Source organism: Endozoicomonas sp. ALD040, assembly GCF_049275945.1.
Classification (GTDB): Bacteria; Pseudomonadota; Gammaproteobacteria; order Pseudomonadales; family Endozoicomonadaceae; genus Endozoicomonas_A.
The window spans coordinates 3883818-3907419 of record NZ_CP184829.1 but is presented as its reverse complement, the minus strand read 5'-3'; the positions used below and the strand labels follow the sequence as shown (position 1 = coordinate 3907419).

The following is a 23602-nucleotide window of genomic DNA, read 5'->3' as shown; positions in this document are numbered from 1 at the left end:
AGTGATAGAATCAGCTCATCCATTTCATGGGAGAAAAAAATGAGAACAATGTCGCTTGCCATGGTGGCGCTTATTTCCATAGTCCTTACAGGTTGCGTAAGCCTGACGGCTCCTCAGAAAAATCCCCAGGTCGCCCCCCTGTCGATTACTTCTTCGCCTCTGCATCGATTCTCTTTAGCCGATTTTGATGGTCTGATGTTCGAGCCCATTATCCCCGAAGAAGCGGACCCGATGTTCCCCAGCCGTGAGAGTGCTTATCAAACAATAGAATTCGAGATAGCCAAACAGCTGTCAGCGAAAATGACTATCGATCCTGACCAGATCCCACAGAATTCATTGATTGTTCGCTATGGCATTGCTTCCGATTCCATCGTCTCCGACGCAGAACTGATTCAATTCTTTGGCACAACGCCGGGACTGGTCACTGAGCCGGGCCAGGAAAAACTGACCATAGCCATTGCCCTGATTCGGGCCAATACCGGCGACGCCCTGTGGAAAGGGGTTGCCCAGGGCACGATTGTTCCCGGACTGAGCAATGAAACACGGCTGGCCAGAGCCGAAGCGGCCATAGCCAGAATGCTGGGCAATTTGAAGTAACGTCGGGGATATTGGAGAATGAAAGCAAGCAATCAATTATTCATTTTCCGTAGTTCAAAGATTTTCACCTTGTTATAGCCACCGGGATAGCCACTGCTGGCGGTGGTAAGCACATGGCCACAGTCGTTACTGAAGGTGGCTGATTCAACCCCCCACCCAAAGGAAATTGTGGCTTTTTCTACCCATGATCCATCAGCCCTCAGGCCAATAATTTTCGACGTTGAATCTCTGCTGACAGTTATCAGATGGCAGCCATCGGGACCGAAGGTGGCTGAGTTGACCCCTGCTTTGTGGGAAAAGGTGGCTAATTTTTCCCATACTCCATCATTGTCATGGCCATAAATTTTCACCTTTCCATCTTCACCGGCGGTCACCAGGTAAAGGCCATCGGCACTAAAGCTGGCTGAATTGACTTCGTTCTTATGGTAAATGGTGGTTTTTTTCTCCCATGTTCCATCCCCATCCTGGCCGAAGATTTTCGCCTTGCCATCAACACTGGCGGTCACCAAATGATTGCAATCAGCGCTGAAGGTGGCTGAGTTGACTACTTCCTTATGTAAAATAATGGCTTTTTCTTTCCATGGCCCGTCATCCTCATGACCATAGATTTTCACCGTACAATTGCTGACGGTCACCAGATGGCTGCTATCAGCGCTGAAGGTAGCTGAATCGACATCATCAACATGGTAAATTTTCGCTTCTTCTTCCCAGGTTCCACCCTCCTTCTGGCCGTATATTTTTGCCGTGCCATCATAACTGGCGGTCACCACATGGGTGCTATCGGGGCTGAAGGTAGCTGAGCTGACCCAGTCATCATGATCAATTGTGGCTTTTTCCACCCATAGTCCATCGCCCATCTTGCTGTAGATCTTCGCTGTGTGATCGCCACTGGCGGTCACTAAATGAGAGCTATTGGCGCTGAAAGTGGCTGAATTAACCCATGCATCATGAAAAATGGTAGCTTTTGCTTTCCATGATCCATCATCCTCATAGCCATAGATTTTTGCCATGCCATCATCACTGGCAATGACCAAATAGCGACCATCGGCACTGAAGGTGGCTGACTCTACGCAGGAATCATGGGAAATGGTGGCCTTCTTTTCCCATAAACCATCGTCATTCAAGCTACAGATTTTCACCTCTTCATCATCACCGATGGTCACCAGGTGACGACCATCATCGCTTAAGCTAGCCGATTCGACGCCATCATCATGGAGAATGACGGCTTTTCCTTTCCATGATCCGTCGGACTCCTTTTGATAGATTTTCGCCATGCCATCGTGACTGGCAGTCACCACGTTGAGACCATCTTTACTGAAAGCCGCTGAACGGATTAAGGCCTCATGGTAAATAGTGACTTTTTTATCGACATTAAATGTTTCACACTGCGACATTAGATCGGCATTGTTGAAAAAGAGCAGAGCAGGAAAACAAGCCTCTTCCCGACGTTTAACAAGTGACTGGATTAGCGCCTGATTATTCGTAAATTGCCCCAGCCAGGCACTGAGTTGCTGATCACTTCTTGCGGCGGTGGTTGTCTTCAGTAGAGACTGGTGTGCTGAAGAAAAACGGTGGTACCATTCCTTTGCCAGAATATCTTCTTGTTTAACAAGCTCTTGAAATTGGCTAGATACCTGTTTCAAACGGGTAACATCTTTAAGTCCCAAATAACCAATAATATTTAATGGTGTGGGGCGAGACAAATTGAGTAGCTGAGGTTCACTGCTCACAGATACAGTGATTTCCCTACCCCCACTGGCACCCGTTGGTGCATGCTCCGATATAGATTGAGGAGGTTTTGGTAAATATGAAAAGGCAGCTTTTGAGTTGTTGCTTATTGATTCCATGCTTGGTCAATCCTTAGTTTAATAGTTTGTGTTTATCTTCAATCAGGAAGAACATCCAAAATTGAAACTAAGGGTTGGATTCTGTTTTAAAGTAAAAGTTCATAACAGGGTGTTAAGTGAAACTAACAACAGTTTCTGCCTTTCAGCACACGGTAAAGGCAAACAATCAATTATTCATTTATCCGCAGCTCAGTAATTTTCGCCTTGTGATAGCCACCGTTGGCGGCGGTGGTAAGCACATGGCTACAGTCGTCACTGAAGGCGGCTGATGAGACCAGCCCGCCATGGGAAATTGTGGCTTTTTCTTTCCATAATCCATCCGCCCCCAAGCCAATAATTTTCACCGTTTTATCTTTACTGGCGGTGACGATATGGTAACCATCAGAACTGAATGTGGCCGAATAGACTCGACTATTATGGCAAATGGTGGTTTTTTCTTTCCATGATCCATCGTCCTCACGGCCATAAATTTTCACCTTGCCATCGTCACTGGCGGTCACCACATAGCGGCCATCGGGACTGAATGTGGCTGAATTGACTTCGCCTCCATGGTAAATGGTGGCTTTCTTTTCCCATGACCCATCATCCGCCTTCTTACCATAGATTTTCGCCGTGCCATCATAACTGGCGGTCACCAAATGGCTGCCATCGGCACTGAAGGCGGCTGATTTGACCTTATTTTTATGACGAATACCGGTTTTAAATTCCAATGATCCATCGTCTTCAAGGCCATAGATTCTCACCGTGTAATTGTTGCTGACGGTCACCAGATAGCTGCCATCGGCGTTGAAGGCAACTGAATCAATATCGTCAAAATAGTGCAAGGCGGCTTTTTCTTCCCATATTCCACCTTCCTCCAGACCGTAGATTTTTGCCGTGCCATCATAACTGGCGGTCATCACACGGGTAGCATCGGCGTTGATCTTAACCGAGCTGATAAAGTCATTATGATAAATTATGCCGGTTTCCAGCCATGACCCATCGTTCTCCCTACTGTGGATCTTCACTGTGTGGTCGCCACCGACAGTCACCACATGGCGGCCATCGTTACTGAAGGTGGCTGAGCTGACAAATTCATTATGGGGAATGATAGCTTTTGCTTTCCATGATCCATCCTTCTCATAGCCATAGATTATCGCCGTGCCATCGTCACTGGCAGTTATCAAATAGCGGCCATCGGCGCTGAAGGTGGCTGATTTGACATAGGCATCATGGCAAATAGTGGCCTTTGCTTCCCATGATCCATCATCATTACGGCCATAGATTTTCACCTTGTCATCTTCACCGATGGTCAACACGTGCAGGCCATCGGCGCTGAAGGTGGCTGATATGACCGATTTATCATGGGAAATGGTGGCTTTTTCTTTCCATGACCCGTCGTCCTCCTTGTCGTAGATTTTCGCGGTGCCATCGTCACTGGCAGTCACCACGTGGAGACCGTCTTTACTGAAAGTCGCTGAATTGATAAAGGCTTTATGGGAAATAGTGACTTTTTTATCGACATTGAATGTTCTGCACTTCGACATCAGATCAGTGTTGTTGAAAAAGAGCAGAGCAGGAAAACATTCCTCTTTTCGACGCTTAACAAGTGACTCGATTAACGCCTGATTATTCGTAAATTGCCCCACCCAACCTCTGAGTTGCTCATCACTTCTTGCCTTGATAACTGTCTTCATCAGAGACTGTTGAGCTGGAGAAAAACGTCGATACCATTCCTTTGCCAGGATATCTTCTTGTTTAATAAGCTCTCGAAAGTGGGTACATGACTGTTTCAAACGGGCAATATCTTTAAGCCCCAGACGGCCAATAATATTTAATTGTGTCGGGCGGGAGGCATTGAGTAGAGGAGGTTTACCATTCTCAAAGGCAGTAATTTCCCTACCCTCACTGACACCGGTTTTTGCTCGCTTCGATTCAGGTTCATCAGGATCTGGTAAATATGAAACGGCGGTGATTGAGTAGTACTTGTCTGGCCGCATGCTTTGTCACTCCTTAGTTTGATAGTTTGTATTTATCCTCAATCAAAAAAACATTCGAAATTGATGTTTAGAGTTAGATTCTGTTTTAAAGTAAAAGTTCTTAACATGTTGTTAAGTGGAACTAACAACAGTTTCTGACTTTTAGCACACGCAGAGTAGCGTCACTCAAAAGAAACCTCTTGAATGGATAAGCCCGGATCGCGCACTCATCTTCAGGGTGACAGGATTACTGAAATACGATCAATGTCGCACTGTCGTGGACAATGGAATATGGGAGCGGCTACTCGAGGCTATATTTAACCGCTCTTTGATGAAGAAGCGGTGGACTAGTGAATATAAAGTGAAAGCAAACAATCATGCATCAGTAGTTGTGTAATTTTTACTTTGCGATCGCTACCAACGGTAACCACATGACCACCATCATTGCTGAAGGTGGCTGATGTGACCCAACCCATATGGGAAATAGTGGCTTTTTCCAACCATGATCCATCGGCCTCCTGGCCAATAATTTTCGCCGTGTAATCTTTGCTGGCAGTCACCAAATGGCGGCCATCGGAACTGAAGGTGGCTGAATTGACTTCGTCGGCATGGGAAATAGTGTTTTTTTCTTTCCATGATCCATCGTCCTCACGGGCATAAATTTTCACCTTGCCATCTACACTGGCGGTTACCAGGTGGCTGCCATCGGCGCTGAATGCGGCTGATCTGAGATCATTTTCGTGGGGAATAGCGACTTTTTCTCTCCATACTCCATCCTCAAGAGCAAAGATTGTCACCGTGTTATCGTAACTGGCGGTCAGCAAATAGCGACCATCGGAGCTGAAGGTGGCTGAAACGTCAGACTCAAAATGGCTAGTGGTTACTTTTTCTTCCCATGTTCCATCCTCCTTCAGGCTGCAGATTTTCGCCGTGCAATCATAACTGGTGGTCACAAGGTGGGTACTATCGGCGCTGAAGGTAGCTGAGCAGGCCCAGTTATCATGATAAATTGCGGCTTTCTCTACCCATGACCCATCGTCCTCCTTGCTAAGGATCTTCAGTGTGTAGTCGCTGCTGGCAGTCACTATATGCTGATCATCTGGGCTGAAGCTGGCTGAATGGACCTCTTCAAGATGGGAAATGATCGCTTTTTCTTTCCATGATCCATCGTTCTCATGGCCATAGATTTTCGCTGTGCCATCGTCACCGGTGGTCACGACATGGTGGCTATCGCTGCTGTTGCTGAAGTTGGCCGAATTAACATATTTACCATGGCAAATGATCGCTTTTTCTTTCCATGATCCATCGTCCTCATGGCCATAGATTTTCGCCGTGCCATCGTGGCTGGCGGTCACCAAATAGCGACAATCTGTGCTGAAGGTGGCTGATTCAACACGGGCAACATGGGAAATGATGGCTTTTGCCTGCCATGATCCATCGTCATCACGGCCATAGATTTTCACCTTGTGATCGCAACCGATGGTCATCACGTGGCGGCCATCGGTGCTGAAGGTGGCTGATCTGACCAAGTCATCATGGGAAATGATGGCTTTTTTTTGCCATGATCCATTGTCCTCCTGGTCGTAGATTCTCGCCGTGCCATCATAACTGGCTGTCACCAAGTGGAGGCCATCGGTGCTGAAAGTGGCCGAGTTGACATCGCTTCTATGGGAAATAGTGACTTTAGTCTCTAAATTAAACGTTTTGCGTTGCGACATTAAATCAGTGTTGTTGAAAAAGAGCAGCGCAGGAAAATAAGCATGGTTTCGGCGTTCTACAAGTGACTTGATTAACACCTGATTATTCGTAAACTGCCCCAGCCAACCACTGAGTTGCTGAACATTTTTTGCAGTGACGACTGTCTTTAGCAGGGACTGGTGTGCAGAAGAAAAGCGGCGATACCATGCCTTTGCCAGAATGTCTTCTTCTTTAATAACCTCTCGAAAGTGGGTACACACCTGTTTTAAACGGGCAATATCTTTAAGTTTCAAACAGCCAATAATTTTCAATTGTGCCAAGCTGGGCAAATTGACTAGTGAAAGTTCATCCTCGTCACATACAGTAATTTTCCTGCCTGTATTGACACCCTTTGGTGCTGGCATCGATGTAGATTGATCAGGTCTTGGCGAAAGAGAACCGACAATATTGGAGTTGTTATTGACTCCATTCATGCTCTGTTACTCCTAGTATTTACCCTCAATTAAAAAGAACATTTAAAATTGATGCCATGGGTTAGAATCGGTGATGAAATAAAAGTTCATAACAGGTTGTTAAGTGAAACTAACAAAAGTTTCTGTCTTTCAGCACACGCAGAGCAACGTCACTCAGATGGATAAGCCCGGATCGCACGCTCATCTTCGGGGTGACCGGAGTACCGAGCAAGCAAACAATCAATCGATGAATAGTTTAATGATTTGCACCCTGTCATGGTAGCTGACGGTAACCAGATGGCTAACGTCGTTGCTGAAAGTGGCTGATATTTCCGACTCCCATTGGTAAATCGCGGCTTTTTCTACCCATGATTCATCAGTTTCCTGGCCGATGATTTTCGCCATGTTGTCGTAACTGGTAGTCACCAGATGGCGGCCATCGGCACTGAAGGTAGCTGAGGTGACCGGATCGTCATGTTCAATTTCGGACTTTTTTTTCCACAAACCATCGTCGTCATGGCCATAAATCATCACTCTGCCATCGTAACCGGCAGAAACCATATGACGGCTATCGGCGCTGAAGGTGGCTGAATTGACGTAGTTATAGCCGCCATGGTCGATGATGGCTTTTTCTTCCCATAATCCACCCGCACCCGCCTTCTGGCCACAGATTATCGCCGTGCCATCGTCACTGGTGGTCACCAGATGGCAGCCATCGGGGCTGAAAGAGGCTGTATCGACCGCATCTCTATGGAAAATAGTGACTTTTTCTTTCCATGTTCCATCGTCCTCATAGCCATGGATTTTCACACTGTAATCGTTACTGACGGTAACCACATGGTATCCATCGGCGCTAATTGTAGCTAAAATGACACCGTCTTCATGGTAAATGTTGGCTTGTTCTTGCCATGTTCCACCCGCCTCCTGGCCGTATATTTTCGCAGTGCCATCCCAACTGGCGGTCAGCACACGGCGACCATCGTCGCTTAAATTAGCCGAGATGACACAGTCATCATGAGTAATTCTGGCTTTTTCTTTCCATGAACCATCATCCTCATAGCCGTAGATTTTCGCCCTGTGGTCGTAACTGGCGGTCACCACGAGACGGCCGTCGGAGCTAAAGACGGCTGAAACGATCTTGTCATCATGGGAAATGATGACTTTTTCTTCCCATAATCCATCCTCATCATGACCATAGATTTTTGCAATGTCGTCGTCACTGGTGATCATCAGATGGCGGCCATCAGGGCTGAAGTTAGCCGAGTTGATGCAGTCATTATGACGAAAGATAGCTTTTTCTTCCCATCTTCCATTAGCCTCCCAACCGAAGATTTTTGTGGTTTTATCGTCACTGGTGGTCACCACGTGGCGGCCATTGTCACTGAAGGTAGCTGATCTGACCGCGCCATAATGGGAAATGATGGCTTTTTCTTGCCATGATCCATTGTCCTCCTGGTCATAGATTCTCGCCGTGCCATCATTACTGGCAGTCACCAAGTGGAGGCCATCGCTGCTGAAAGTGGCCGAGTTGACACCCATCCAATGGGAAAAAGTGACTTTAGCCTCTAAATTAAGTATTTTGCGTTGCGACATTAAATCAGTGTTGTTGAAAAAGACCAGAGCAGGAAAATAAGCATTCTTTCGGCGTTTTATCAGTGACTGGGTTAGCACTTGATTATTCGTAAACTGCCCCAGCCAAGCGCTGAGTTGTTCATCGTTTTTTGCGCTGACGACTGTCTTTAGTAGAGACTGGTGTGCTGAAGAAAAGCGGCGATACCATGCCTTTGCCAGAAGGTCTTCTTCTTTAATAAGCTCTCGAAAGTGGGTACATACCTGTTTTAAACGGGCAATATCTTTAAGTCGCAAACAGCCAATAATTTTCAATTGTACCAAGCCGGGCAAATTGATTAGTGACAGTTCACCCTTGTCACATACAGTAATTTTCCTGCCTGTACTGACACCTGTTGGTACTGGCCTCGATGTAGATTGATCAGGTTTTAATGAAAGTGAACCGACAATATCGGAATTGTTATTGACCCCATTCATGCTCTGTTACTCAATTAAAAAAGACGTTCAAAATTGATGTCAGGGGTTAGACTCGGAGTTGAAATAAAAGTTCATTACGGGTTTTCAAGTGAAACTGACAATAGTTTCTGTCTTTCAGCAAAAGCAGAATAGCGTCAATTAGAGGAAACCCCTTGAATTGATTACCCAGGATCGCACGCTCATCTTCGGCGTGATTGGAGTAAGGCTTTTCAGCCGGGTAACAATAACGCAGCTCAGCCTTACTTTTTTACCACCGGCAGCAATAATTTTCGCCACTAGTGCAGCCAAGCCTTGATATCCATACAGGCCACTCGTTCCGATACTCTGAGGTCGTCATTCCCGCGAAGGCGGGAATCCAGCGCCAACAGCGGGTCTCTGCCTTCTCGCGGATGAAAAGGCCAGGGGGACACCGGGCAGTATGGTTCTGGTGATGAGTCTGTGTGGATTCCCGCCTTCGCGGGAATGACGGGAGTGAGGCCGGAAATGACGGGAGGGGAACGGGTTTTGCGACACCCTCTGTTGCGTGGGAACGAGGGGTGTATGGATATCAGAGCTTAGCTGCACTAGCCTTCTGATTTTGGATCTTCTAAACAGAAATGGATGACAACTGTTTTCCAGTATCCAACATTATTTTCCGTTTTTTTTGATTAATTCAACAACCTCGCATCTTCCTTCATTCTTTTCTGCAAAGCCGGATGCGCCTTGACCCTATGGAGATAGGCGGCAAAGGCCGGATATTCTGAGGGGTCAGGTTCGAATCCGGCATAACCGGCATTGATAAAACAGGAACCGATGCCAATATCAGCCATCATCAACGATTCACCCAAAAGAAAACCTTGTTCCGGAACAACACTTTCCAGATAGGCCAATGTCCTGGGCATGTTGTCTTTAAGGTTTTGCTGTACTTTGTCTTCGTCCGTTTCCATCCCCATCATTGGCTTCACCACCCGTTCGAAGAACAAACCTTCAGCAATCACTTTCATCAAAACGGTATCAGCGTATTCCTCATACCAGCGGGCTTTGGCTTTGTGGGCCGGATCGGTGGGATACAAAGCAATTTCCGGATAGCGATCTTCCAGATACTCACAGATGATGGAGGAGTCGGCCAGGGTAACTTCACCATCCTGCAGGGCAGGAATTTTTTTCAGTGGACTGATTTTTTCAAAGCCCTCCGGGGTATTAAATGGAATGACGAGGTCCAACTCAAAATCCAGTCCCTTCATTTCCAGGGCTGCTATAACCTTTCGGACCATGGGAGAAAGGATTGCTCCGTAAACTTTCATGCTAATTCTCCTTTACTGTGAATCATTTTCATTCCTTAAAGATAAGAAAATGGTTCTATCACTATGACGACTGAGAACCCCTTATCCTACAACCAAGTCTATTAATAAGACCACTTTATGCTAACCTTGCGTCGTTTATTTACATTCCGATGAAATTCAATGAGACAGTCTATTCTGGGTCCCCTCTCTGCAGAGGCTTTCCTGCAGGGCTATTGGCAAAAGAAACCCCTGCTGATTCGCCAGGCCATAGCGGATTTTCAGTCGCCTCTCTCAGCCGATGAGCTGGCAGGTCTGGCTCTGGAAGAAGAAGTTGAGTCCCGCATTGTTCTGGAGAAGGGAGAAACTCCGTGGCAACTGAGACGAGGACCTTTTAGTGAATCTGACTTTACCTGTCTGCCTCCCAGTCACTGGACACTTCTGGTTCAGGCTGTGGATCACTGGGTTCCCGATGTTCACTCGCTGCTGGATTACTTTGACTTTCTGCCCTCCTGGCGCCTTGAAGACATCATGATCAGCTATGCAACCGATGGGGGTTCAGTGGGTCCTCACTACGATCATTTTGATGTTTTCCTGATTCAGGCCGAAGGCAAAAGGCGCTGGCAAGTCGGCCCGGTCTACGATGCCAGCTCACCAAAACTGGAAAACACTGACCTTCATATCCTGTCAGAGTTTGAAGTTCAGGAAGATTATGTCCTTGAACCGGGTGATATGCTCTATTTGCCACCCGGTGTCGGTCATCATGGCGCTGCCGAAGGCGAATGCATGACTATTTCAGTAGGCTTCCGGGCTCCCAGTCATCGCGAAATTCTAATGCAGTTTACTGACTTTATCGCCGATCAGCTGCCAGAAAGTCTTCGCTATTCAGACCCCGACCAGACTTTGCCCGAACGCGAAGGCGAGATTGATGAAAAAACCCTGGATCGTCTGCAGACAATCCTGAAAGAGCATATAGAAGATCGTGCAATGCTGGCAGACTGGTTTGGAGAGATGATGACTCAACCCAAACACGAGCAGCCTGTCGAAGAGCCCTGGCAAAATTGGGAAGCCTTTAAGGAAGAGGCTGCAGGAGTTGATCTGGTGCTTAATGAGGGCTCAAGGCTTGCTTTCAGGGAAGAGAGAAATTCCCTGACACTGTTTGCTGATGGTGACGCCTACAAATGTCACTCTGAGGAGGCAACAAACCTGGCTCAACAGTTGTGTCAGGACTCACAACTGGCATCCGATCATTGGTGCTCTGTCGTAGATAATGAAACACGGGAGCTAGTGCTCGACTTGATTAACTCAGGCTGTATCTACCCGCTCTTTGAAGAAGATGGTGTGGGCTCATGATCGACATCCTACCCGACCTAAAGAGGGTGTCGCAAAAGCCCAACAACTCGTTTCCACGCTCTGCGAGGGTGTCGCAAACCTTCAACAGCTCGTTCTCACGCTCTGAAGTCGTCATTCCCGCGAAGGCGGGAATCCAGCGCCAACGGTGGATCTCTGCCTTCTCGGGGATGACAAGGCCAGGGGGACACCGGGCAGTATGGTTCTGGTGGAGAGTCAATGTGGATTCCCGCCTTCGCGGGAATGACGAGAATGAAGCCGGGAATGACGAGAATGAAGCCGGGAATGACGAGACTGAAGCCGGCAATGACGGGAGTCAGCGCGTTCCCGCGCCGGAGATAGTTTTGCGACACCCTCTCTGCGCGGGAATGCATACCTCCCCTGAAAAGCGGACTCTGCAGCTCGAGATAAGTATGGGTTCCCACGCAGGGACCCACAGGGACTAAAAGCATGGGAACCAGAGTTTTGCGACATCCTCTAAAGGACGGGGATTCCTGTTAGTCACCCAACAGGTTCCTGTTTCACAGTTCGTTGCTCAGGGAACAAGCGGGGGCGCCTAGCCCAATGTTCCCCAAGTCTCACACGAACTCCGCAGGCTTAACATTCCTCCAGCCCGGAGGTAGGTCTGCGAGAGACGTAAGGTTTGATAGTTCATGGGCTTGCTCTACGCAAGCCGAAGCCGAGCTTACATCCCCATCCTCAAAGTATGGGGTTTTACGCTTATTCGATAAGAGTGAAAGCAAGCAATCACTCATGCATCTGTAGTTGTGTGATTTTCACTTTGCGATAGCCAATTAGTTCTGTTTCTTTGAAAGATTACCCAGACACCTTACGGCCCTAAAATTTCACTGATACAGAATCCCCGCAGAAATTTTAATTACGACTATTCTGGTTAAATTATTTTAAAGAATGCAGATGAAGCAATGACCATACAACATGCCTTTAAGTTATTTTCGTTTTCAATATTTTTGTTTATTTGTCAGCATGGTCTGGCAAACGACACTTACAACCTTGAAGAATTTCGCCAGTATTATATAAAAAACTGGAAGCCCACTTCAAAACAACAACAAGACAAAGATAATTCCATCATAAACCCATTTAAAAATATTCGTATTGGCTTTTTCAGGCTAAATTTAACGACTGACGATGTATATGGAGATGATCGGCTGGAAATTTATAATGACTTTCTGTTTGATGAGCAAGACTTTAGGCATCTTTTAAACTTTTACTCTAATTACGTGAACATAGGGGGTCCTCAATATCGGCATGGGCGCATTCAGAAAATGTTGAGATTGATGTTTCATATATTCACTATAAATGTGACCACGAAAATCAGGCCGACAGATCGAATGAAAATGAATGCAATGGCGACAAGACTCTTCGAACAATTATTTAAGTCTCCAACCATCAATGGCGGGGCAAACCCTCATTACAACTATTTCAATTTAGGTATAGCACCTATGCTACCTGATTATGACAATATAAATGACGTTTTTGCCCTGATGTTTCTTGCTTTTCTTAGCCCTCATGTTCTTTCCATGCAAGACTTTGATCCGTACTTTGATCAGGTGCTCCTGCACTTTACCCGAAACAGCTATCATCAAGCGGTATCCGATTCTCTGATGTCTGGTAATATCAGCGAATATCAATCTCCGCAAGGCTTTGCCCATCAGCTCAAAGCGGCAAATCTGGACAGTGAAACTGCGCTTTTGATCGCTTTATGCGCAATGGGAAGAGCTTCTCACCATTACATCGAATTAGGACTGGTTTGGCCAAAAACACTGGAAGAAGTGCTGCAAAGATTTTTGCGAAATGACTTTCTGAGCAGAAGCTACCTGTTTATGGCAAACGACGACTACAAAAAAATACTTTCTATGCCCGCAGCCCTGCATAGCCGTGAAAGCATGCAAGAGTTCACACACATAATTCTGGGAATTGACATGGCATCCTTGCCTGTATTAGTGGAGGATGATAGGCCAGATTTCGACTATTACGGGAGTTCAGACAGTGAGGATTCAGATGAAGGAATGGTATCAGACTATAACAGCGAGGTGTCAGAAGGAGCAGTGGGAGGAGCCGCACGAGAAACCCAGGGATGCAGGATTTGCTCAAGACCAACGGATGATAATATTCCATCAGAAAACTGCACACGCTCTGTTGTCTGCAGTGTCTGTATTGAAAGCACTTTGAAGGAATAGAGGGGCAGTCCGGTATGTCGGAACAATAACACAGCGCTGTGATCGCCTGATTACCAGAGGTTCAGCTATGGTGTCGTATCTCATGACTGGCACCCGGTCAATGGTCTTCTGTCATGGACAATAAAACACAGGAATGGCTTCTTGACTTCATTTACTCAGGCACTAACCGTTCTTGGGGAAAAATGCCAAAGACTGATGAACAAGAGTGAAAACAAACAATCAAACGCTCATCACTAGTTTAATGATCTTCCCCCTGCGATCGCAGTCGACGGTAACCAGATGGCTTAAGTCGTTGCTGAAGGTAGCTGATGTAACCGAATCCCAATGGGAAATAGTGGCTTTTTCTACCCATGATCCATCAGTTGCCTGGCCAATAATTTTCGCCGTGTTATCTTTACTGGCAGTCACCACATGACGGCCATCGGCACTGAAGGTGACCGACCTGACCGGAAGCGTATGGTAAATGATGGATTTTTCTTTCCACAATCCACCGTCCTCACGGCCATAAATTATCACTCTGCAATCTTCACAGGCGATAACCACATGACGGCCATCGGCGCTGAAGGTGGCTGAATTGACGTTGTCGTAGCCATGGTGGATGTTGACTTTTTCTTCCCATAATCGACTCGCATCCGCCTTCTGGCCATAAATTATCACCCTGCCATCTATACAAGTGGTGACCACACGGCAGCCATCGGGGCTGAAAGAGGCTGTTATGACCAAATTCCCATGAACAATAGTGGCTTTTTCTTTCCATGTTCCATCGTCCTCATAGCCATGGATTTTCACACTGTAATCATCACTGGCGGAAACCACATGGTGTCCATCGGCGCTGAAGGTGGCTGATCTGACGACTTCATCATGGTAAATGGTGGCTTGTTCCTCCCATTTTCCGCCCGCCTTCTGGGCGTAGATTTTCGCCGTGCCATCGTAACTGGCGGTCACCACATGGCGACCATCGGCGCTAAAAGTAGCCGAGATAACCCAGTCACCATGAGAAATTCTGGCTTTTTCCAGCAATGATCCATCGGACTCCAGACTGCAGATTTTCGCTGTTTTATCGTCGCTGGCGGTGACCACATGGTGGCCAATGGCGCTGAAAGAAGCTGAATTGACACTTTTACCATGGACAATGATGGCTTTTTCTTTCCATAATCCATCGTCCTCATGACCATAGATTTTCGCCATGTTGTTGTCATCGGTAGTCACCAGACGGCGGCTATCAGGGCTGAAGTTAGCCGAGCTGATATAACCATTATGGTGAACGGTGGCTTGTTCTTCCCATGTTCCATTGGCCTTCCAACTGAAGATTTTTGCGGTTTTATCGTCACTGGTGGTCACGACGTGGTGCCCATCGTCGCTGAAGGTGGCTGATCTGACCCAGTCATCATGGGAAATGATGGCTTTTTCTTGCCATGATCCATTGTCCTCCTGGTCATAGATTTTCGCCGTGCAATCATTACTGGCAGTCACCAGGTGGAGGCCATCGGTACTGAAAGTGGCCGATCTGATAGGGCGTCTATGGGAAATAGTGGCTTTCGTCTCTAAACTGAACGTTTTGCATTGCGACATTAAATCAGTGTTGTTGAAAAAGACCAGAGCAGGAAAACAAGCATTCTTTCGGCGTTTTATAAGTGATCGGGTTAACACTTGATTATTCGTAAAATGCCCCACCCAACGGCTGAGTTGTTCATCATTTTTTGCGGAGATAACTGTCTTTAGTAACGACTGGTGTGTTGAAGAAAAGCGGCGATACCACGCCTTTGCCAGAATATCTTCTCCTTTAATAAGCTCACAAAAGTAGCTGCACACCTGCTTTAAACGGGCAATATCTTTAAGTCTCAAACAGCCAATAATTTTCAATTGTGTCAGGCTGGGCAAATTGAGTAGTGAACGTTCATCCTTGTCCGCTACAGTAATTTTCCTGCCTGCACTGACACCCATACCCGTTGGTAATCGCCCAGATATAGATTGTCCAGGCGTTGTTGAGCGAGAAATATCAGGGTTGTTATTGATTCGATCCATGGGTGGTTGCTCCACACCTCGTATTTATCTTCAATTAGAAAGAGTCAATTAGAAAAGACGTTCGGAATTGACGCTGTATGTTCGACGCGTTTTTAAAGTAAAAGTTCATAATATGTTTTTAAGCGCAACTGAACAAAGTTTCTGTCTTCCAACATACTCAGAATGACTGACTTCAATCAGTCAGAGCTCCATGGAGCTGTAAGACTTGGAATTTTCATTTTCCACGTCTCAAATCAAGAAAAGTTGAAGCTGATTTCTTAGGTAGATATGTCCTGTCAAGTACTGGATTTCTGAGTCTTTGACAGATTAACCAGTCATTTTTTGGCCTTCAGGCTTTACTGAAAAAAAGCCCAACGGCAGGCTTGTTAGTTACTATTCTAATGAGGTTGTTTTAACTAATTGAAGGCAAGGTTATGATCCTGGAGCGCTCCTTTATGGTGCTTTTGTTTTCAGTGTTTTTTTTCTTTCAGCAGGGGCTGGCAAAGGATACCTATGACCTTGAAGAGTTTCGCCAGTATTTTAAAAAAAACCGGAATCGACCTTCGAAAGAACAACAAGAGGGCGCAGATAATTCGATCGTGAGTCCCTTTGAAAATATTCGTATTGGCTTTTTCAGACTGAATTTAACGGCTGACGATGTATCTGGAGATGATCGACTGGAAATACATAATGATTTTTTGCTTGATGAGCAAGACTTTAGAAATCTGTCAAGCTTTTACTTTAACTATGTCAACATTGGGGATTCTCAACATCGGCATGGGCGCATTCAGAAAATACTAAGGCTTATATTTCGTATATTCACTGTAAATACGACCACGGAAAACAGCCCGGAAGATCAGGAGCTAATACAGGCAATGGCAAAAAGCCTTTTTGATCCATTGTTTTATAATCAAAGCAACGCTGACGGGATTAACCCCTATTACACTATTTTCAATCCAGATTCACCAGAATTCCTGTCTCATCATATCAATATTGATAACAGTTTAGCCCTGATGTATTTTACTTTTCTTGGTCCTTATGTTCTTACCATGAATACCTTCTTACATCATTCTGATGTTCTGATTAGACGTCTCACCCGAAACAGCTACCATCCGGCATTATCCAATTCACTGCTGTCTGGCAATATCAGCGAATATTATTCTGCGCAAGGCTTTGCCAATCAGCTCAAAGCAGCGAACCTGGACACTGAAACAGCCCTTTTAATCGGGCTATGCACCATGGCAAGAGCTTCTTCAATGTGTACGAATTTACATTGGAGCTGGCCAGAGACGCTGGAAGCACTGTTGAAAAAATTCATGTCCACTGGAATTTTGGGCAACTGCTTCAATGCTATTTCGCTCCTACGCCAAGGACCCTTTGCTTCTGTACCCGAGTTTTCGCATAGCTATCAAGGCATGCGAGAGTTTGCATACAATATTCTGGGTCTTGACATTAACTTCACACCCTCGCGTTTATTAGCTAAAGAAATCTATTCACATTCAGGCATTCCCGGCAATCTGTCGGACCATTCTCTCCAGGATACCGGTTCTTCCCGTAATTTTGACTCTGGCTGGCGTTCAGAAAATCAAGGTTCCAACAATGGAACAACGCTGGAAGCAGGAGCAATTGAGGGAGCCACAGAAGGACGTCAGGAATGTTTGATTTGTTCAGGATCACTGGAAGATAAAACAATATCAGAAAACTTCATACGCTCTGTTTTTTGCACAGCCTGTACTAAGAACATTTTAAAGGACTAGAAAAGAAGGGAAGCCATGCTTCCCTTTAATCTTTCCTGCTGTTCTGACACTCTTTCCGGCCTTTACTGGGCTGACTCAGGCGGACCTTCGGTAATAACTACGGGGCTATTGGAGCGGTTCAAACCTTCAAAAGCCTCCAGTCTCACAGGCTTATGGCGTACTTCCTTCCAATGCTTTTCCCAATCGTTATCGAAATCGTTCTCACCTTCCTGGTAAGTGTTGTCGCCCAGTTTATCAGCGATCACTTTGATACTGTTTTTAATGATTTCCAATTTTTCATTTTCATGTTCAGAATTGTAATTGGCAAAGTTTGCAATCTCATGTTCTGCCAGCACCTTTCTAGCGGTATCCCAAAGTTTATGAAAATCAGCTCGCTCCATAAGCTGGTCGTCCCATGGAATGAGGGTAACGGGCTCCTCACCTGGAAAGGCAATGGTCACTTTGAGATCTTTTGGAGCATTCTTTGGATTATCCAGAGCCCCCTTGGCTCGATTTAATAAGGAAAACTCCTCATAGCGATTGGAGATCGGAGCTGCTTCATTCAGCTTCTCCTTCTGCCTGGCAATGAGTTGATCCTTAGTCATGGTTTCAAGCTCTCTGAACTCCCTGAAGGCTTTTTCTTCGGGAGTCTCGGGTGCCGGAGGTGCCGGTGGTGCCGGTGGTGCCGGTGGTGCCGGTGGTGCCGGTGGTACCGGTGGTGCCGGTGGTACCGGTGGTACCGGTGGTGCCGGTGGTGCCGGTGGTACCGGTGGTGCCGGTGGTGCCGGTGGTGCCGGTGGTACCGGTGGTACCGGTGGTACCGGTGGTGCCGGTGGTTCTTCGCCGGGTCTCAGCCCCGGTGTATTTTCGGGGTTTGAAGAATCTATTCTTCTTTCGCTTAAAGGCGTATCAGGCGTCTTTTTTTGCTGAAGCTGGCTTAACTGATGATCAGGGTTCACAGGACCACTGATTTTATGAGTTTTTGAATTCCCGTCATTTGATAAAGGGTCGTTGCCACCTGTACTTCCAGACGGTGTTTGAAGATGACTACCATTCCCTCTGATTTCCATGCCACTGCTCATATGCTGCTCCTTTCCTGTTAATCGCCATGACCAGAGTCATCGGCAAAGTGCATTCCTGATTGAGTTGGAAACTCTCCTCAGAGGGTCAACTTCCTCTGTCCATATAAGGTTTGATTCTGAAAGATCTAAAAGGTTCCTTCACATTCCACTTTTTTTCACTCTCAGATTCGAGCTTAAGAAGCGGTTTGTCAGCAACAATTGAGTCGGTATGAAGTGATCTCTGCAAGCAGATCACCGCAAACGATGGGGAATATGATCATCAAAAAAGGCCACTCCTGAAACAGAAGCAGCCTTTTAGGAGAAGCAGAGCTTCGGGAAGATGACTACATCATGCCACCCATACCGCCCATACCACCCATGCCGCCCATGTCAGGCATAGCAGGAGCAGCAGCGTCAGCGGGCTCATCAGCAACCATGGCTTCAGTAGTGATCATCAGACCTGCAACAGAAGCAGCCGCCTGCAGGGCAGAACGGGTTACTTTAGCAGGGTCCAGAATACCCATTTCGATCATGTCGCCGTACTCGCCGGTAGCAGCATTGTAACCGAAGTTGCCTTCGCCGGATTTAACCTTATCAACAACAACAGAAGCTTCATCACCGGAGTTGGAAGCAATCTGACGGATTGGACCTTCAAGAGCGCGCAGAATCAGCTCAACACCGGCTTTCTGCTCAGCATTCGCCGTTTCAACAGAGATCTTGGAGAGCGCGCGAACCAGAGCAACACCACCACCAGCTACAACGCCTTCTTCCACGGCTGCGCGGGTAGCGTGCAGAGCGTCTTCTACACGAGCCTTTTTCTCTTTCATTTCCACTTCGGTCGCAGCGCCAACCTTGACCACAGCAACACCGCCAGCCAGCTTGGCAACACGCTCTTGCAGTTTTTCCTTGTCGTAGTCGGAGGAGGAGTTTTCGATCTCGGCACGGATCTGCTCAACACGGGAAATGATATCAGCCTGGTTGCCAGCACCATCAACAAGGGTGGTGTCTTCCTTGGTGATGGCTATACGCTTGGCAGAACCCAGGTCTTCCAGAGAAGCGGCTTCCAGAGACAGACCCACCTCTTCAGAAATAACAGTACCACCGGTCAGGATCGCTATGTCCTGCAGCATGGCTTTGCGACGGTCACCGAAGCCAGGCGCTTTAACAGCAGCTACCTTAACAATGCCACGCATGTTATTTACAACCAGAGTGGCCAGAGCTTCGCCTTCAACATCTTCAGCGATGATCAGCAGAGGCTTGCCAGCTTTGGCTACGTTTTCCAGTACTGGCAGCAGATCACGAATGTTGGAGATCTTTTTGTCAACCAGCAGGATGAAAGGATTTTCCAGTTCAGCAGACATGCTTTCCTGGTTGTTGATGAAGTAAGGAGAGAGGTAGCCACGATCGAACTGCATACCTTCTACTACGTCCAGTTCATTTTCCAGACCGGAACCTTCTTCAACGGTGATAACACCTTCCTTGCCTACTTTCTCCATGGCTTCAGCGATGATCTGACCCACCAGCTCATCGGAGTTAGCGGAGATAGTGCCTACCTGAGCGATGGACTTGCTGTCTTCGCAAGGTGTGGCCATAGCTTTCAGTTGTTCAACAACAGCCGCTACCGCCTTGTCGATGCCACGCTTGAGATCCATTGGATTCATGCCGGCAGCTACGTACTTCAGACCTTCGTTCAGAATAGACTGCGCCAGTACAGTTGCAGTGGTCGTACCATCACCCGCCTGGTCGTTGGCCTGGGATGCGACTTCCTTAACCAGCTGAGCACCCATGTTCTGGAATTTGTCAGCCAGCTCGATTTCCTTGGCTACAGATACACCATCTTTAGTGATGGTTGGAGCGCCGAAAGACTTTTCCAGCAGAACGTTACGGCCTTTTGGACCCAAAGTCGCTTTTACAGCGTCGGCCAGAATGTTGACGCCTTCCAGCATTTGTTTGCGAGCTTCGTCGCCGAACTTAACCTGTTTTGCTGCCATGATGGGTAATCCTTTGGAAATTTAAAACAGTTGCTATGAAATCGGGGTTCCGGGATCAGTCTTCCAGAACAGCGTAGATTTCGCTCTCGGATACGATGATCAGCTCTTCACCGTCAATCTTCACGGTGTCAGAACCAGCGTACTTACCAAAAATGACTTTGTCGCCGACGCTCACACCCACAGGACGCTTTTCACCGTTGTCCAGAAATACGCCGTCACCGACAGCCACTACCACACCCTGGTTTGGCTTTTCAGTAGCAGAACCTGGCAACACGATACCGCCAGCAGAGGTAGTGGTTTCTTCTTCACGACGAACGACCACGCGATCACGCAACGGACGGATTTTCATCGATGTATCTCTCCAACTGTTTATGCCGAAAAATCAGCAATCAACTCTTGTAAAACGGTCTGACTTGCATCGCCAGAACCGAACCCAATTATCGGTACTAAGTAGGTAGGGGTGGCTTTTGTCTTTTCAAGGGGGTACTAAGATTTTTTTTCATCTTCGCGCTTGAACTCACCCTCAAGGGTCTGGTGAATCCCCCGGTTAGTGTCGACGTCTTCACGGTAGTATTCACCCTCAAAGGTGTTGGATGACGCCTGCCAGCGACCATTTTTGATCATTCGTCTTACCAGCATACTGCGCACCGGGGGAATGAGCAGAACCAGCCCGATAAAATCGGTGATAAAGCCGGGAACCATCAGCAACACTCCGCCCAGGGCGGTTACAAAACCTTTCAGCAATTCCAGTGCAGGCTTCTCGCCACGATTCATTTTCTCTCGGGCCTTGAGCATGGTACGAAAACCCTGACGACGGATGACCGCCATACCTGCCACCATACCCAGGATAACCAGAGCCAGTGTATTAAGTGCGCCAATATAACTACCTACCTTGATCAGCACGACCAGTTCAAGAGCAGGGAGCAGTAAAAAAATCCAAACGGGGAAGCGCATAGAAGCCTCCAGAGACAATGGTGCTTCTTATATAATGTTAATTGTGCAAACTTCAAGAGTTTAGACGCAAAAAGCCCCGAACACGTCGGGGCTTTTTGCTAAAAGCAAAGCCTGTTATCAGGCCACTTTAGCCATCTCAACCAGAGTCTTGCGTACTGCCATTGGCTCATCCACTTCTGTCGGGAAAGGAATACGAACCAGCCTGTCTTTCAGTAGCAGGTGCATGCCAGTGGCATCAATACCTGCCATCTTTGGCTCAACACCTTCCGGAAGATCAATATCAGCAGCTTTGCAGTACTTCACCATCGCCTCGACATGATCTTCGTTCATATGCTTGACCATGCCCTTTTCTACGCTGCCGTAAAATGGGTTTTCACGAGTCATCAGCTCATTTTTCACCCAGAAAATCTGACCAAAACCACCGATGAAACGAGCACGCTTCAGATGAATTCGGTAGAAGTCAAAACCATGGGTTTTGTGATACTGAGCAGAAGGTGGGAAGAAAGAGTAGTAACGTTGCTCCAACTCCTTAAGTTCTTCGCTGTCCGTTGCAATCTTTTCTGCATCACCCATCCAGGTCAGACGGCCAGCCTTATGGATATCGTCTACACCACTCTGGGTAATAATCAAGGAAACCTTGGGGTTGGCTTCAATGTTTTTGGTGTGCTGGGCGAGGTCACTGATCAGGATGATCGGGCTGCCCTGCCCGTCGAGGCAGTAAGGCATAACAGAACCAAACGGATACCCGGGCACATCATCAGAGTGAGTCGACAAAATACCGTGGTACTCATTCAAAAGTAAGTTGCGTGCGTCGTGCGCCGCCTGAACCTTAGGTTCCATCTGTTTCCCCCTGAATTTTCATATCATAAAACATACCACTTATAACCACTGCCTTTGAAGATTTCCCAAATCCAGCGGGTATATTTCGATATGTAGAATACTGCTGATCAACCTATAGCCGGAATCAACTATCTATAGCTGGAATCAACTATGGCTGAATATTAAGACACCTGTTTCAGGTATTTTTCGGCGATTATATATTAATGAGAGTGATTATCAATAAGATTTTCATGCGCTGTTAGCCGCTAATCACCAGGCAGACATGCAATCATTGAACAATACCGCAGACTGTTAACGTTGGAACTTTGTTCGAGCATTGAGGTCTGAATGCTCAGGATGGCTGGTAACGCACTTAAATCAGCCCATTTACCTCAATTTAACTTACAGGAATTTCGTTATGCAGATCGGTAATCCAATGGCTCAAAGCCTGTCAATGGGACAGCCTGCTTCCACATCAGCCAATGCCTCTGAGGAGGGGGTGTTTAGAAATATCAGGAAAGTTTTTTCCTGGTATGATCCGATGGAGGGAACCAGGACAAAATTATTACCCAGCTTAGCACTCGTGGCGGGGACTGCTTCTGCAGGAGCGGTTTCCCTGGATGCTTTGGTAAAGAACTGGCCCCCTGTCACTGTGCCAACCGGCACAGGTCTGGCCGATCGCGCTGTTGCCGTGCTGGAAGATACCGTTCAGAGACATCCATGGGTCTGCGGTGCCGCCGTCGGAGCAGCAACAGCTTTCGTAGGGTTGAACATGCTTGCCAGTAGTCTGAAGCCATTGGCCAAAGAGTGTATAGAAGCTGCCCGGGACGGGGTGAGGCATGAGCTTCACAGGGACTTTCAAGAAATCACGGTTCTCAAAGAGCTGATTGCTCAACATCAGAAAAAGATGTTGGAACTTAAGCCTCTTCTATCGGAGGAGGAAGCAAGATACAAAAAACATTCACAGGAAGCCTATGAGAATCGCCTGGCCGAGTTCTGGCAAGAAGCTAATAGTATGGCGGGGCATTTGAAAGGTTATGTCGATGGCTTGCTGTCGTCTGGCCGCAGTTATCGGAGAAATGTCCTGCGTGGAGATAACCCGGCTCATCTTTACAGGGCTGGTGTGGAGTTAGAAAGGTTTGTCAGCAGGGAGAATCAGGACTATTCATTCCTTTCCCAACGACAACTGCTTGATGCACTCAGACCTGTCTTAAGTGAGGATGAATTAAAGAGAGTTAAAATCATACTCCGAAACTTTCCTATCAAACCCTCCCTTTTCGTCCATCGCGGGCCAATAGCCAGAGAGTACGCAGAAATTCAGGAACAAAACGCATCAGACCAAAGAGAGGTTGGCGGATTGCAATCCAAAATCAGAAAAGTGCTGGCCCAATACCCGATTTTAAATCCTGACGCTGCTGGCAATATCCCCAAACCTCCGGCTAAGGAGTTTGGGGGCTATATGCCAGAGTAATTTGATTGATGGTGTCGTCATTGAACTAAGGCCGGTTTGCGGGCTCAGAGAGGCTCCTTATCCACAAAAGCGCTTCTGACAGTGAAAGATATCGCTACATCCCTGGCTGATCAGGAAGAACTCTGACAAAGCAGCTCGTTCTAATGGCTGCTCCGCATAAC

Annotated in this window: 19 protein-coding genes; 6 read left to right on the top strand and 13 right to left on the bottom strand. The window is 47.1% G+C overall.

Annotated elements, in window-relative coordinates; genetic code table 11:
* The first annotated feature begins 39 nt into the window (after positions 1 to 39).
* Positions 40 to 597 carry a hypothetical protein gene (locus ACOJUN_RS14265; RefSeq protein ID WP_422132608.1) on the top strand — a complete coding sequence of 186 codons (558 nt, stop codon included), beginning with the start codon at positions 40 to 42 and terminating at the stop codon, positions 595 to 597.
* A gap of 32 nt (positions 598 to 629) precedes the next feature.
* Here ACOJUN_RS14265 and ACOJUN_RS14260 read toward each other — a convergent pair whose 3' ends face one another.
* The 6 genes from ACOJUN_RS14260 to ACOJUN_RS14235 form a co-directional block, all read right to left on the bottom strand.
* Complete coding sequence (locus ACOJUN_RS14260; RefSeq protein ID WP_422132607.1) at positions 630 to 2327, bottom strand: F-box/WD repeat-containing protein; 1698 nt, start codon at positions 2325 to 2327, stop codon at positions 630 to 632.
* A gap of 287 nt (positions 2328 to 2614) precedes the next feature.
* Positions 2615 to 4423, bottom strand: coding sequence for an F-box/WD repeat-containing protein (locus tag ACOJUN_RS14255; protein WP_422132606.1), 1809 nt, complete (start codon positions 4421 to 4423; stop codon positions 2615 to 2617).
* A gap of 326 nt (positions 4424 to 4749) precedes the next feature.
* On the bottom strand, positions 4750 to 6573 hold the full coding sequence (locus ACOJUN_RS14250; RefSeq protein ID WP_422132605.1) for an F-box/WD repeat-containing protein: 1824 nt from the start codon (positions 6571 to 6573) through the stop codon (positions 4750 to 4752).
* 219 nt (positions 6574 to 6792) lie between these two features.
* Entirely contained in the window at positions 6793 to 8598 is a 1806-nt protein-coding gene (locus ACOJUN_RS14245; RefSeq protein ID WP_422132604.1) for an F-box/WD repeat-containing protein, read from the bottom strand.
* 275 nt (positions 8599 to 8873) lie between these two features.
* Positions 8874 to 9008 (bottom strand): hypothetical protein, encoded by a 135-nt coding sequence (locus ACOJUN_RS14240; protein WP_422132603.1) that lies wholly within the window; start codon positions 9006 to 9008, stop codon positions 8874 to 8876.
* Between the two features lie 237 nt (positions 9009 to 9245).
* Positions 9246 to 9881, bottom strand: a complete 636-nt coding sequence (locus ACOJUN_RS14235; protein WP_422132602.1) for a glutathione S-transferase family protein — start codon at positions 9879 to 9881, stop codon at positions 9246 to 9248.
* A 159-nt stretch (positions 9882 to 10040) separates the two neighbouring features.
* Between ACOJUN_RS14235 and ACOJUN_RS14230 the strand changes: the two genes are divergently transcribed.
* Positions 10041 to 11210: a JmjC domain-containing protein gene (locus ACOJUN_RS14230; RefSeq protein WP_422132601.1), complete on the top strand. Its 1170-nt coding sequence runs from the start codon at positions 10041 to 10043 to the stop codon at positions 11208 to 11210.
* A gap of 95 nt (positions 11211 to 11305) precedes the next feature.
* On the opposite strand, the gene ACOJUN_RS14225 is transcribed toward ACOJUN_RS14230, so the two are convergent.
* Positions 11306 to 11581, bottom strand: coding sequence for a hypothetical protein (locus ACOJUN_RS14225; protein WP_422132600.1), 276 nt, complete (start codon positions 11579 to 11581; stop codon positions 11306 to 11308).
* A gap of 549 nt (positions 11582 to 12130) precedes the next feature.
* Here ACOJUN_RS14225 and ACOJUN_RS14220 point away from each other — a divergent pair.
* Entirely contained in the window at positions 12131 to 13405 is a 1275-nt protein-coding gene (locus ACOJUN_RS14220; RefSeq protein ID WP_422132599.1) for a hypothetical protein, read from the top strand.
* Between the two features lie 219 nt (positions 13406 to 13624).
* On the opposite strand, the gene ACOJUN_RS14215 is transcribed toward ACOJUN_RS14220, so the two are convergent.
* Positions 13625 to 15430 carry an F-box/WD repeat-containing protein gene (locus tag ACOJUN_RS14215; RefSeq protein ID WP_422132598.1) on the bottom strand — a complete coding sequence of 602 codons (1806 nt, stop codon included), beginning with the start codon at positions 15428 to 15430 and terminating at the stop codon, positions 13625 to 13627.
* A gap of 854 nt (positions 15431 to 16284) precedes the next feature.
* Here ACOJUN_RS14215 and ACOJUN_RS14210 point away from each other — a divergent pair.
* On the top strand, positions 16285 to 17166 hold the full coding sequence (locus ACOJUN_RS14210; RefSeq protein ID WP_422132597.1) for a hypothetical protein: 882 nt from the start codon (positions 16285 to 16287) through the stop codon (positions 17164 to 17166).
* Positions 17167 to 17228: 62 nt separating this feature from the next.
* On the opposite strand, the gene ACOJUN_RS14205 is transcribed toward ACOJUN_RS14210, so the two are convergent.
* Complete coding sequence (locus tag ACOJUN_RS14205) at positions 17229 to 17750, bottom strand: hypothetical protein (RefSeq protein WP_422132596.1); 522 nt, start codon at positions 17748 to 17750, stop codon at positions 17229 to 17231.
* Here ACOJUN_RS14205 and ACOJUN_RS14200 point away from each other — a divergent pair.
* Complete coding sequence (locus ACOJUN_RS14200) at positions 17749 to 18075, top strand: hypothetical protein (protein ID WP_422132595.1); 327 nt, start codon at positions 17749 to 17751, stop codon at positions 18073 to 18075. The two genes, ACOJUN_RS14205 and ACOJUN_RS14200, sit on opposite strands and share 2 nt — an antisense overlap.
* Positions 18076 to 18550: 475 nt before the next feature.
* On the opposite strand, the gene groL is transcribed toward ACOJUN_RS14200, so the two are convergent.
* The 4 genes from groL to ACOJUN_RS14180 form a co-directional block, all read right to left on the bottom strand.
* Positions 18551 to 20197 (bottom strand): chaperonin GroEL, encoded by a 1647-nt coding sequence (gene groL / locus ACOJUN_RS14195; protein ID WP_422132594.1) that lies wholly within the window; start codon positions 20195 to 20197, stop codon positions 18551 to 18553.
* A gap of 55 nt (positions 20198 to 20252) precedes the next feature.
* Positions 20253 to 20546, bottom strand: coding sequence for a co-chaperone GroES (locus ACOJUN_RS14190; RefSeq protein ID WP_257252343.1), 294 nt, complete (start codon positions 20544 to 20546; stop codon positions 20253 to 20255).
* Positions 20547 to 20683: 137 nt separating this feature from the next.
* Positions 20684 to 21151, bottom strand: coding sequence for an FxsA family protein (locus ACOJUN_RS14185; protein ID WP_422132593.1), 468 nt, complete (start codon positions 21149 to 21151; stop codon positions 20684 to 20686).
* Between the two features lie 117 nt (positions 21152 to 21268).
* Positions 21269 to 21991: a HugZ family protein gene (locus tag ACOJUN_RS14180; protein WP_422132592.1), complete on the bottom strand. Its 723-nt coding sequence runs from the start codon at positions 21989 to 21991 to the stop codon at positions 21269 to 21271.
* 397 nt (positions 21992 to 22388) lie between these two features.
* On the opposite strand from ACOJUN_RS14180, the gene ACOJUN_RS14175 reads away from it, so the two are divergent.
* Positions 22389 to 23441: a hypothetical protein gene (locus ACOJUN_RS14175; protein WP_422132591.1), complete on the top strand. Its 1053-nt coding sequence runs from the start codon at positions 22389 to 22391 to the stop codon at positions 23439 to 23441.
* Positions 23442 to 23602: the final 161 nt, after the last annotated feature.